This window comes from Brachyspira sp. SAP_772 (assembly GCF_009755885.1).
Taxonomy (GTDB): Bacteria; Spirochaetota; Brachyspiria; order Brachyspirales; family Brachyspiraceae; genus Brachyspira.
This window is the reverse complement of the sequence record NZ_VYIX01000001.1, coordinates 981,225-993,928: the sequence shown is the minus strand read 5'-3', so window position 1 is coordinate 993,928 and position 12,704 is coordinate 981,225. Positions and strand designations below refer to the sequence as shown.

The following is a 12,704-nucleotide window of genomic DNA, read 5'->3' as shown; positions in this document are numbered from 1 at the left end:
AAAAGTGGCAACTATTAATAATGCTAAATCGCTTTTAGATTCGATAAAATTACCTACAAATCTTAGCAGACATAGCGACATAATGTTTGCTATAGGTGCGGTTTTGGTAATAATGATGCTTATTATACCGCTTCCTTCTATGGTTTTAGATTTTCTCCTTATCATCAATATAGTTATATCTTTGTTAATACTTCTTATGGTTTTAAGCATAAAAAGTGCCAGCGAGTTTAGTGTATTTCCTTCTGTGCTTTTGGTGATGACTGCATTTAGACTTGCATTAAACGTTTCTACAACAAGAGCAATACTTACACAGGGTGCTAATTTTAATGGTAAGGTTATCACTTCATTTGCTGAGTTTGTAGTTGGTAATAATATAGTTGTTGGTGTTGTAATATTTATCATACTTATAATAGTTCAGTTTGTAGTAATTACTAAGGGTGCTACAAGGGTATCAGAAGTAGCTGCAAGATTTGCATTAGACAGTATGCCTTCAAAGATGATGGCAGTTGAAAGCGAACTTCAGGCTGGTGCTATTACAGACAAAGAAGCAGAAGAGAAAAGAAAAAAGATAAGAAGCGAGAGTGATTTTTATGGTACTATGGACGGTGCTTCAAAGTTTGTTCAGGGTGATGTTATAGCGGGTATTATAATTACTATTATAAACATAGTTGGCGGATTCATAATTGGTATGACAATGAGAGGGGAACCTTTTGCTCAGGCTGCTGATGCTTATACTCGTTTTACTGTGGGTGATGGTTTGGTAAGTCAGATACCTTCTTTCTTCATGAGTTTTGCTACTGGTTTGCTTGTTACTAGAAGCAGCAGCGAGGATAATTTGTCAACTCAAATCGCTGTACAAGTTTTTGCTAAGCCAAAGAATTTATTTATTGGTGCAGGTTTTGCATTCTTTTTAATGTTCTTACCCGGCTTTCCAAAGATAGCATTATTTGTTATAGCATTAGCGTTATTTTTAGCAGGTTACGCTCTAAGAAAAGAGCAGCAGGAGCTTGGTCTTAATGAAGATGGCACTAAAGCAGAAGTTCAAGAGCAGCCTCAAAATGGTCCTTTAGATGTTAGCCCATTATTAAAAATAGAGAAAATAGAATTATCTATTGGTGTATCATTAGTTCCTTTAGCAATGGAAAATGAGGGAGGCGATTTAATACACAGAGTAACTCAGGTTCGTAGAGCACTTGCTTTAGAGATTGGTTTATCTGTACCTCCTGTTCGTATAGTAGACAATCAGGTTATAGAGCCAGATGAATATACTATTAGTATAAACAACACAGAAATGGCTAGAGGTTTTGTTCGTCCTAATATGCTTCTTGCTTTGAATGCTAATTCTAATGAAGCTCCTACTGCTGATTGTGAGAGTGTTAAGGACCCTGCTTTTGGTCTTCCTGCTTATTGGATTAGAGTTGCTGACAAAGATGTTGCAGATAGAAAAGGATTTATGTTGCTTGACCCTACAACTGTTATAGCTACACATTTTACTGAAACAATTAAAAGAAATGCTAATCTTCTTATTGGACGTGAAGAAGTACAGAATATGCTTGACCGTATTAAAGATGATAATAAGGCACTTGTATCAGAAATACTTGCTTCTAAACCTCATAATGAAAGTCCTCTTGGATATATACAAAAAGTATTGCAAAACTTACTTCAAGAGGAAATACCTATTAGAAATAGCGTTACTATATTAGAAGGTGTTGCAGATGCTATTAGTGTTATGGGAAGCGAACAGGCTACTGAATTGGTAAGAAGCAGATTAGCTCCTCAAATATCACAGCTTATAGCTGATGATCAAAGAAATATAAGTGTTATTACTTTAAGTCAGGAGCTTCAAAACAATATAGCTCAAAATTTAGCTAACAGCGGAAATATACAAGGCTCACAAATAATAGCTATGAGTTTTGAAAGTATGCAGAATCTCATAAAAAATATAAAAGATGCAGTAAAATTAGTTAAAGAGTCTGGAGTTGATGAAATAGTATTCTTAGTTTCACCGCTAATAAGAAGACCTTTGTATCAATTTATTGCTAAGAATGTTGGTAAATATAAAGTGATAGCAACAACAGAAATAGCACAGGGTTATAATGTGAAAGGCATTGCGAGTATAAAATAAAAAATAAACAAGTTTTTAATAAAATATTATTGGAGTAATGATTATGAAGACTATTAAAATCTTTGGAAAAAACAGAGAAGAAATTGAAAAACAGGCTAGGGATAAATATGGTGAAAATTATTTTATTATTAGCATAAGAGAATTAAGCAGAAAAAATATATTCGGCGTTATGAAAAAAGAATTTGAAGTATCTATTGGCGTTTTAGAGCAGTATTAATTTTTGGAGTTATTAAAATGGTTGACATAAAAGTAATCAATGGAAAAGATAGAACAGATGCATTAGCTAAGGCGAGAGTTGAATATGGTAACAATTTTTTAATATTAACAAGTAAAGATCTTCAAGTGGGCGGTTTTTTGGGATTTGGTAAAAAAACTGCACATGAGCTTAGAATAATGCTTAATCATTCTATATATGAAAGAAGAAATACTGAAAGAGAAGATAACAGAGAAGAAGATGAGGAATATTCAAGCAAATTAAATAGCGATAGAATAGAAATGAATAAACACAAAACTGAAGTGTTGGATGCTAGTGAAATGGCTAATAGAATTATTAGTATAAATAATGCCTTAAAAAAATCTGCTCGTGAAAGAAATGAGAGTTTAATTAATAAAAAAGATACTCCTACAGTTAATATTAGTGAACTAGAAAACAGTGAAATTACAAATAAACCTTTTAAGCCTATACAATTTGAAGAGAGAGTTGAAGAAAAAAAAGTAAATAATAATTTAAATGATTTTAATAGTAATTATAATTTTGGTATGATGGGGGGAGCTTTATTGAGTGATTCTGATACTTCATATACTAAAAATACTCATAATGAAGATGATTACTCATTATATAATTCCCAATACCAACAAAAAAACAATGCTAACGTTGATAGCATAGAAGCAAATGTAAAAAGAATTGTTCAAGATCAACTAAAAGACATAGTTAAAGAATATCTTGAAAATAATATTCCAAATATAGGTAGAAATAATTTAAACTCCAAAAATTATTCTAGTAATAGAAGAGAAAGAAATAATTTTTATAATAATTATGATAGTATATTTCAAAATGAAGAGAGAAGTTTAAAAAATAAAATAGATGAAATAAAAAATTATAGAGAAGAGAACCATTTAAACTCTTCTATTGGTGATAATTTTAATAATAATTTTTATCAAGAAGATTTTGAAGAGGATAATGATTCCTATTCTGATAGAAATATTATTACTAAAGACTCTTCTGCCGCAGACAGCATGGAAGAGAGTTTTAATTTTTTAAGACATAGAGAGTTTCCAGAAGAAGTTTTACTTGAATTAAGAGAATATTTGCTTACTTCAAGCAATGCAAGATTTTTTCAATCTAAAGATGTGATAAAAGAAGAGATAGAGAGATATTTTTCAAGCAGATTACTTCTTGCTAATGGAATAGATATAGGTGCTAAAAAGAAGATAGTAGTATTTGTTGGTCCTACTGGTGTTGGTAAAACTACAACAATACCAAAAATAGCAGCACAATATATGAGATCAGGCAAGAAAGTATCATTTGTAACAATAGATAATTATAGAATAGCTGCAGTTGATCAGCTTCAAAGATACGCTAGTATAATGAAAGTTCCTTTTACTAGTGCTAGTACTCCAGAAGCTTTGAGAGCAGAGATACGCAAATTAGATAGTTCATCTTTACTTTTTATAGATACTATGGGACGTTCTCCTAAGAGTGTTGAAGAGATAGTAGGTATGTCAAAATATTTTAACACTGTTGGAAGATTTGATATGGATGTTCAGCTCGTAATGAGCTCTACTGCTAAATATAAAGATGCTCTAAAGATTATGAATGCATTTAAACCTGCAAACTATAAAGGCATTATTTTAACTAAGGTAGATGAAACTGATTATTTAGCTTCATCTTTATGTGCTATATCTAAGAGTAAAGTTCCTATCACTTATGTAACTTATGGACAAGGTGTACCTAAAGATATTGCTCCTGCTAAGAGATATGCTCATAAGATGATAGAAGGTTTATTTGGAAACGATTAATAAAAAAAATTAATTATTAGGAATTATAAAATATTATGAAAGATCAAGCAGATGAATTAAGAAAAATGATGGAAGTAAAGGATAAACGTCCTCAGCGTATAATTAGTATAACTAGTGGTAAGGGCGGTGTAGGTAAAACTAATATTGCTATAAATTTAGCTATAGCATTGCAGCAGCTTGGAAAGAATGTACTTCTAATAGATGCGGATCTTGGGCTTGGCAATGTTAATGTTATATTGGGTACTATACCTGAATATAATTTATATCATGTTATAAAGGGTACCAAGAAGATACATGAGGTTGTACTTGAAACTGAGTATGGTATTAGATATATTGCTGGAGCTTCTGGTTTTTCATCTTTAGCAAACTTATCTAGCAGAGGTTTAACTAAATTAATAAATAGCATGGATTCTTTAAATGATGCTGATATTATTATAATTGATACTGGAGCGGGAATATCGGATAATGTGTTATATTTTTTGCTTTCTTCAGATGAGAATATTGTTGTTACTATACCAGAGCCTACAGCTATACTAGATGCTTATGGTGTAATAAAATCCATAGCTCCAGAAAATCCTAAGGCAGATATAAAAATTTTGGTTAATAGGGTAACTAAGGCCTCTGAAGGTAAAGATGTTGGAGATAAAATTATAGAAGTGAGTAAGAGATATTTAGATATGGATATTAAATATTTGGGATATGTTCTTGAAGATAAGACTATTGCATATTCTGTATCGCAGCAGCTTCCTTTTTATCAATATGATAATAAATGTCATGCTTCTATTTCTATACATAATATAGCTAAAAAAATTATTGATATGGAATATGATGAAGAGAAAGATAATAGAGGATTAACTGGTTTTATGGAATCGTTATTTGCTTTTGTCAGCAGAAGAGAGACTAGAACTTATTAAATAATTGAAAACTTATAGAGGGTTATTTATGAATGATTTAATGGCTAAGGTAAAAAAATATTTTTCCAGCAATTTTGGAAAACTGTCGCTTATTATAATGGGTATATCATTTGTGCTTACTTTTATATTTTCTACATTGCTTAGAAATAGAATAGATGTTTCTATTATAAGGGCTTTTATATCTACAGTAATTACTGGTATTATATTGTATGCTTTAGCTATAGTGCTAAAAAAGTTTTTATCTGATGTTATAGAGTCTTCGGGGGTTTTTGATAATAATGTTTCTGATTCTTCTAATGTTTCTAATAGTGCTAATGATGAAATATCTAATAATGATGAAGCTTCTAAAGAAAATGTGGATGTTAATAGTATAGATAGTATAATAGGGAATAATGACTCCGAAACTCCTGTTACTGATTCTTTAGATATTAATAAAGCAGATAATAGTGTTGCAGACAATGATATAATGCCTAGTATTGATAATATAAATGTTGATAAAAATAAAAAAGTAGATTATCATAATACAGGCGATATAGGAGACATAATATCTTCCGTTACAGATAATTCTAATACAGAAGATGTAAGTGATTATTTTCCTCTTAAAAAAGAAACTGCTGATGCGGCTAGTTTAGAGAGGGAAGTGAAGGAAGATCCTGAGAAGGTTGCTAAGGCAGTGAGGACTATGCTTGCTAAAGAAGAGAAAAAAGAAAGTAAATAAAACAAAAAAATAAAAAAGTAGAGTATCATTATGAAAAAGAATAAGAAAGGCATAATACCAAATATTACAGATGATAATGAGCAGGAGTATTGGATTGAGTATAAAAAAACTCTCTCTCCTCATATAAAAGAAGCATTAGTAATAAAATATACTAATTTGGTTAAATATGTTGCTAATCAGATAAGCTTTAACATGAAAGCAACTCCCGATATAGAATTTAAAGATTTAGAAGGTTATGGTGCTTTAGGTTTAATAGATGCTATAGATAAGTATGACCCAAATAAAGAAGTTAAATTCAAAACTTATGCTACAACAAGAATAAAAGGCGCTATTTATGATGAGCTTAGAAAAATAGATAAACTTCCAAGATCTATAAGAAGAGAAATAAAAGATATAGAAGTTGTAAGAGAGTTTTTGGAAAGCAAATTAGGACGCAATGTTAATTCTCAAGAGATAGCAGATACTATGGGAATACCTTTAAGTAAAATTAATGAAACTATGAGATATTCTATAGAAGCATCTACCACTTCTTTAAGTGAGGTTTGGTATCATGGTGATGATTCTGATGAAATATCAATAATGGATACTTTAAAGGCTAGCGATAAAAATAATCCTGAATATCTTGCAGAGAGAAAAGATGTTCAAAAGAAGATTGTTGAGGCTTTAGATAAATTACCTGAAAAAGAGAGAAGTGTTCTCATATTATATTATTATGAAGAGTTAACTTTAAAAGAGATTGGCAAGGTATTGGATGTATCAGAGAGTAGGGTGTCTCAGCTTCATACAAAGGCTGTGCAGCAATTAAGATATAGCCTTTCAGAAATAAAAAAACAATTACTATAGTAGGTGGTTTTTTATGAATGAATTAAAAAGAAAAATTTTACAAAGTGATTTTTACAAAGATATTTATAATAATCAGAATTCGCGTTCTATAGAATTGGAAGTTGAAAATTTAGAAGATGGTATGCATCAGGCAGCTGCTATATTTCAATGCCCTGTATATGAATTGTCTTATAAAATCATTAGAGATAGAAGTACTGGTATTTTTAAAAAACTTCATTTTACTCCTTATTTAATAAGATACACACATATAAAATATGATAAATCAAGTATTACCTATGGTCATACTGTTGATTATTCTACTACTTCAAATATGGGTAAGGATGATAATGTTGTAATTGATAAAGATACAAGTATAGTAGTAAGAGTAAAGAGAGACGGAGTATTTTTAAAAGTTTCTCCTCCTACTGCTGATGGAACTAGAATTGAAGATGTTAAATTATTAGAGAAGAAATTAATAGAGGCTGGTCTTAAACATTATGATTCTAATTTAGCTAAAGAGGTTTTACATGAACAAAAAGGTGAGTATATAAAAATAGCCGATTGGGACCCTTCAAAATCTGTATATAATGCTAAGATTACATATACTATTACAGAAGATAATATGCAAGCTTATATTACTGTTAGTAAGCCAAACAATGGCGGAAGAGAGATTGACTTGCAAGATGCTAAGGAGTTATTAGAAAATAGCGGAATAACATTTGGATTAAAAGAGGATAATATTTCAAAACTTTTAGATGAAGGTACTTTTAATGTTCCAATACTTGCAGCTGAAGGAATTTATCCTAAGATTGGACAGAATGCCAAAATAGAATATTTAGTTAAAGTTAATAAAGATGTTATACCAAAATATATAGATGAAGATGAGTCTATAGATTACAAAGATTTGAGTATAGTTGAGAATGTATCTGAAGGTCAAAAGTTAGCACATAAGATTCCTGCTACAGAGGGGGAACATGGTATTAATGTTTTGGGTACAAAGATAGAGGCTAAAGACGGTAAAGATATAGATTTAAAAGATATATTAGGGGACAATGTTGTTATAGAGGGTGATTATATAGTTGCGGGTATGAATGGTCAGGTTTTATTAAAGGGTAAATTATTATGCGTTGAACCTGTGTTTGAAGTTTCTGGAGATGTTGGACCTGAGACTGGTAATATTAGTTTTATAGGAAGTGTGCTTGTTAAGGGAAGTGTTAGTGATAATTTCTCTATAAAAGCTGAAGGTAATATAGAAGTTAATGGTACTGTTGGTAAATGCGACCTTGAGGCTAAGGGAGACATTATAGTAAAACTTGGTATTCAGGGTAATGAGAACAGTTTTGTTAGGGCTGGTGGAGATGTTATTGCTAAGTTTATACAGTTCTCTAATGTTGAATCTGGTAATAATGTTGTAGTTACTGAGGCTATACTTAATTCTAATATAGATGCTGATAATAGAATAATACTTACTGGTAAAAGAGCTTCTGCAAGCGGAGGAGTATTAAGAGCTTTATATGAAGTTAATGGTAAGGTATTAGGTTCTCCTTCTGGAACAAAAACCACTATAGAAACAGGTGTAAGTCCTGCCAAAAGAAGAAGTATTGCTGCTATGGATAAAGAAAAAGAAGAGCTTGATGTTGCTATAGAAGAGATAGAAAGAAATATTAAATCGTTAGAGCAGGCTGCTAAGGTGAGAAAATTGGATGATGAAAAAACTGAACAATTACAAAGCTTAAAAGAACAGCTTGAACAGGCTAATAGCAGAAGAGAGGAGATTGTTTTAGAGAGAGAGGCTTTAGTACAGCAAATGGAAATAGAAAAGGTAGAGTCTACAATAAGTGCTGGAAAAGAAGCATTAGCTGGTGTTAAGCTTATTATAGGAAGCGGGGAATTTGATATTAGACAAACTTATAAGGCTGTTACTTTCTATGAAGATAAAGGCTTAATACAAATTGATAAATATAGAGGCGAGCCTAAAAACGATAAGAAAAATGATATTTAATTTGGAGTTTTGATTTTGGCTAAATATTTTAATATAAATGATTTTTATAAGACTGCTGTAGAATGTGCAATAGATGCTGACCCGAGGGGAAGGGATATTGTAGAAAAAGAGCTTGATATAGTAAAAAAAGATTATGAGGCTATAAAAGATAAAAGAAAAAAAGAGTGTTTTGATAAGGATAATTTATTTAATCCATATGCTGACAGCAGAATATTAAATATTGCAGAAGATAAAGAGATAAAAAAAATATTTTGCGGTATTGATATGCAAACTTCAGAGCTTTTGCTTGCTGACAGATTAAATGAAAAAAAAACAAATATTGATTTAGTTGTTACGCATCATCCTAATGGTTATGCTTATGCTAAGTTTTATGAAGTGATAGCTATGCAAACTGATAAAAACTATCTTAATGGTGTGAATGTAAATGTATCGGAGGCTCTCACAAATAAAAGAATGAATGGAGTTGAACGTTCTGTTTCTCCTTCAAATCATAACAGAGATGTTACTGCTGCTAAACTTCTTAATATTAATTATATGTGTATGCATACATTAGCAGATAATCATGTTGAAACTTTTTTAACTAATCTTATAAAAGAAAAAAATCCCTATAAACTTTCTGATATATTAGATTTACTTAATGATATTGAAGAGTATCAAATATCATCAAAGAATAATAATCCTCCTAAACTTTTTAATGGAAATGAAAAAAATAGAGCGGGAAAGATTGTTGTAGATATGACAGGGGGAGCTTCTTTTGATATTGGAATGATTTCTGCTTTAGCTAATGCGGGTATTGGTACTTTAGTTGTGATGCATTTATCTGATAATCATATAGAAGAGTGCAAAAAATATAGTATTAATATTGTTTGTGCTGGGCATATGGCTAGTGATAGTTTAGGGCTTAATTTACTTTTTAAGGCTATGAAAGAAAAATCGAAAAAAAGTTTTGAGATACTTCCTGCATCTGGATATATATTTGTGGAAAGATAATGAAAAGTAAATATAAAAATATTCTATTTGATTTGGACGGCACTATTACAGATTCTGCTAATGGTATTACAAATGCTGTTAAATATGGCATAAAAAAAATGTCTGAGATTTATCCTAATTTAAATATTGTATTGCCTGAAGATAATACTCTAAGAAAATTTATTGGCCCTCCTCTTGATATGAGTTTTAAAAAATATGTTTATGATGATCAAGATAAGGCAATGGAGTTTATAAAGTATTACAGAGAAGACTATAATGGAAACGATGGGCTTTTTAATTGCACTCTTTATGACGGTATAGATGATTTAATAAAAACTTTACACAGCAATAATTTCAATATTTATTTAGCAACTGCGAAACCTTTAGAATCTGCTGTTAGAATAATAAAGCATTTTGATTTGGATAAATATTTTACTAATATGTATGGAGCTATTTTTGGAGGAGTTATAAAAAATAAACTTGATGTTTTAAAAGAGGTTTCTCTTAAAGAAAACTTCAATAAAAACGAAACCATTATGATTGGAGACAGAATAGATGATATAGAAGCTTCAAAAAATATGGGGTTTGATTCTATTGCTGTGAGATATGGTTTTGGAAATGATGAAGAGTTTAGAGATGCTACATATATAGCAGATAACACTAAACAAATTTTAGATATTATTATCACTAAATAAAATCTCTTCTAATACTTTTAAGCTTTTTAATTCTCTATGTATATGATTGTATATTGATTTTTGTAGTATATCTCTTATAGTTGTTATTGAGTTATTATAATATTTTATTATATCATTATTATTTACTATATCTAGCATAGAAGAATGTTTTATTAGTTTCATAAACACTATATCATTATAATCTAATTCTGTAACATCTTTTATATTTATTTTGCAATTGTTACAGACTAAGCCACCTTCATTAATAGAATAATAATTTGCATCTTCTCTTTCACACAATACGCAATTATCTAACAAAGGAGAAAGCCCTGCTATATAGAGTAGTTTTATTTCAAAGGCTCTTAATAATATATTTATATAATATTTCAAATTATCTTTATTTTGTTTTTCATTTTCTTCTAATGCATATAATGTTTTATCCATTAAAATAAAATACCTCTCATCAAAATCTTTTGCAAAATATAATAGTAATTCTCTTATATAAAATACTGCTAATGATGAATAAATAGATTTTTCTAAGATATTATAATTTTTTATTATATTTGATTCTTTTAATATTGATAGGCTGTCAGATTTTTTTTCGTATATGTTTATGTTTAGTTTTGATATGCTTTCTAAATCAGAGCCGAAAGCTTTAGAGTTTTTTTTAGCTTGATAGCAAATAGAAGATATTATATTTTTTTGGGTGAGAAAAGAGGCTATAATAGATGAGTTTTTATAATTATTGTATGATAATATAAAAGCCTCATAATTCTTTATCAAATTTAATTCCTTTTTAAAAATATTAAAGGGCAGATCATAAATGACCCGCCCCCAGTTATGCCTACTTAAGCATTAAGCTTGATGTATAGCGTTGCTAGGACAAACAGCTTCACAAGCTCCGCAATCAGTACATTTCTCAGGATCTATTTTGTAAATATCTCCTTCGCTAATTGCATCGAAAGCACACTCAGGAAGACATGATCCGCAAGCTACACAATCGTTATTTATAACACGTGGCATAATTTACCTCCATAAAAAATTAAACTGTAACGACATTATAACATAACTAAAAAATTATAGCAATATTACATATTATACAAATATACAATATGTTTAATTTTCTTTATTTTCTTTGCTCTCTTCTAGCTTTTCTACTATAACTTTATCTATTCTAGCACCATCCATATCAACTATCTCTAAAGATAAGTTTTTCCAGTTTATAGATTCGCCTTCTTTTGGTACATGCTGTAATAATTCTAATATTAGTCCGCTTATGGTGTTATAGTTATTTGATATATTTTCATCTTCTATTTCAAAATATTCTAAAAAGTCATATATAGGGCATTGTCCATCAACAAAATATCCGCCGTTTTTTCTTTTTCTTATATCCATATTTTGGTTTGTCTCGCTAATAGAACCAACCAAAGCAGAAAATATATCATGCTGGGTAATCATACCGTCTATATTTCCAAACTCATCTGATATAAAACCTATTTTTGTGTTATTTTTTTTCATCTCTTCCAACACTAAATATACTTCCATGTTGTTATGAAAGTATGTGGCTTTTTGTGCGTATTTTTCAATTTTTGATTTACTGTTGTTTAACTTATCAAATATTTCATTTATTTTTATAATACCAATTATGTTGTCTAATGTTTTATCTATTAGAGGGTATACGGTGTAAGGATTTTTGGATATTGTTTTTTTTATTTCTTCATTAGTCATGTTTATATCCAAATACACTATATCAGCTCTATGTGTCATAATGGATTCTATTTTTCTGTCCCCCAAAAAGAATGCTCTTTCTATAATATCTTGCTCTACTTCTTTTACCTCTCCGCCTTGTTTGCCTTCTTCTATCATAGATTTTATTTCTTCTTCTGTGATAGGTGTTTTTTCATCTTTTATACCCAAAGTTCTTGAAACTATAATAGCACTGTTTGATAATATCCACACAAAAGGAGCTCCTATTTTTGATAATATAGTCATAGGGCTTGCTACAGCTTTTGCTATTCTTTCTGGCATAACCATACCTAATCTTTTTGGAACCAATTCACCAAATATTAATGTTAGATAAGTAACTAATGCTACTATTATCACCTGAGATATTATTAGAGAATATGCTGCGGGGATATTTATTTTTACTAAGAGGTTTGATAAATCTTTTGATATAGTGTCTCCTGAATATATACCTGTTAGTATTCCTATTAATGTTATTCCTATTTGTATGGTTGATAAAAACTTATCTGGTTCATTAGCCAAGTCTAAAGCTATTTGTGCATTTTTATTTCCGTCTTTAATGTCTTTTGTTAGAGAGCTTTTTCTTGCAGATATTATAGCTATTTCCGACATAGCAAATATTCCATTTAAAAGTATTAATATTATAATAATAATTATGTCCATTATATTCCCTTAAAAAAGTAGTAGATTTTACTCATGAAAAAATAAGATTGATTTT

At 29.8% G+C, this 12,704-nt stretch carries 12 protein-coding genes; 9 read left to right on the top strand and 3 right to left on the bottom strand.

Translation table 11 applies throughout. From position 1 onward, the window contains the following. Positions 1 to 4: 4 nt before the first annotated feature. The 9 genes from GQX97_RS04275 to GQX97_RS04240 are packed head-to-tail and all read left to right on the top strand — an operon-like array spanning position 5 to position 10,264. Complete coding sequence (locus tag GQX97_RS04275; RefSeq protein ID WP_157150705.1) at positions 5 to 2,125, top strand: flagellar biosynthesis protein FlhA; 2,121 nt, start codon at positions 5 to 7, stop codon at positions 2,123 to 2,125. Positions 2,126 to 2,168: 43 nt separating this feature from the next. Continuing rightward, positions 2,169 to 2,342 (top strand): hypothetical protein, encoded by a 174-nt coding sequence (locus tag GQX97_RS14780; protein WP_198391197.1) that lies wholly within the window; start codon positions 2,169 to 2,171, stop codon positions 2,340 to 2,342. A gap of 17 nt (positions 2,343 to 2,359) precedes the next feature. Continuing rightward, positions 2,360 to 4,144 carry a flagellar biosynthesis regulator FlhF gene (locus GQX97_RS04270; RefSeq protein WP_157150704.1) on the top strand — a complete coding sequence of 595 codons (1,785 nt, stop codon included), beginning with the start codon at positions 2,360 to 2,362 and terminating at the stop codon, positions 4,142 to 4,144. Positions 4,145 to 4,179: 35 nt separating this feature from the next. Next, the gene (locus tag GQX97_RS04265) at positions 4,180 to 5,058 is read left to right on the top strand and encodes a MinD/ParA family protein (RefSeq protein ID WP_157150703.1); all 879 of its coding nucleotides are present in this window, start codon (positions 4,180 to 4,182) and stop codon (positions 5,056 to 5,058) included. Positions 5,059 to 5,086: 28 nt separating this feature from the next. Then, positions 5,087 to 5,776 carry a hypothetical protein gene (locus GQX97_RS04260; RefSeq protein ID WP_157150702.1) on the top strand — a complete coding sequence of 230 codons (690 nt, stop codon included), beginning with the start codon at positions 5,087 to 5,089 and terminating at the stop codon, positions 5,774 to 5,776. 30 nt (positions 5,777 to 5,806) lie between these two features. Then, entirely contained in the window at positions 5,807 to 6,619 is an 813-nt protein-coding gene (gene whiG / locus GQX97_RS04255; RefSeq protein WP_157150701.1) for an RNA polymerase sigma factor WhiG, read from the top strand. 13 nt (positions 6,620 to 6,632) lie between these two features. Beyond that, positions 6,633 to 8,600, top strand: coding sequence for a DUF342 domain-containing protein (locus GQX97_RS04250; protein WP_157150700.1), 1,968 nt, complete (start codon positions 6,633 to 6,635; stop codon positions 8,598 to 8,600). A gap of 12 nt (positions 8,601 to 8,612) precedes the next feature. After that, positions 8,613 to 9,590 carry a hypothetical protein gene (locus GQX97_RS04245; RefSeq protein ID WP_157150900.1) on the top strand — a complete coding sequence of 326 codons (978 nt, stop codon included), beginning with the start codon at positions 8,613 to 8,615 and terminating at the stop codon, positions 9,588 to 9,590. After that, positions 9,590 to 10,264 (top strand): HAD hydrolase-like protein, encoded by a 675-nt coding sequence (locus GQX97_RS04240; RefSeq protein WP_157150699.1) that lies wholly within the window; start codon positions 9,590 to 9,592, stop codon positions 10,262 to 10,264. Before GQX97_RS04245 ends, GQX97_RS04240 begins: the two co-directional genes overlap by 1 nt. On the opposite strand, the gene recO is transcribed toward GQX97_RS04240, so the two are convergent. The 3 genes from recO to GQX97_RS04225 form a co-directional block, all read right to left on the bottom strand. Continuing rightward, positions 10,241 to 11,026, bottom strand: a complete 786-nt coding sequence (recO, locus tag GQX97_RS04235) for a DNA repair protein RecO (protein ID WP_157150698.1) — start codon at positions 11,024 to 11,026, stop codon at positions 10,241 to 10,243. The genes GQX97_RS04240 and recO overlap by 24 nt on opposite strands. Before the next feature lie 72 nt (positions 11,027 to 11,098). Next, positions 11,099 to 11,266 (bottom strand): DUF362 domain-containing protein, encoded by a 168-nt coding sequence (locus tag GQX97_RS04230; RefSeq protein ID WP_157150697.1) that lies wholly within the window; start codon positions 11,264 to 11,266, stop codon positions 11,099 to 11,101. A 93-nt stretch (positions 11,267 to 11,359) separates the two neighbouring features. Then, positions 11,360 to 12,649, bottom strand: a complete 1,290-nt coding sequence (locus tag GQX97_RS04225; RefSeq protein ID WP_157150696.1) for a hemolysin family protein — start codon at positions 12,647 to 12,649, stop codon at positions 11,360 to 11,362. Positions 12,650 to 12,704: the final 55 nt, after the last annotated feature.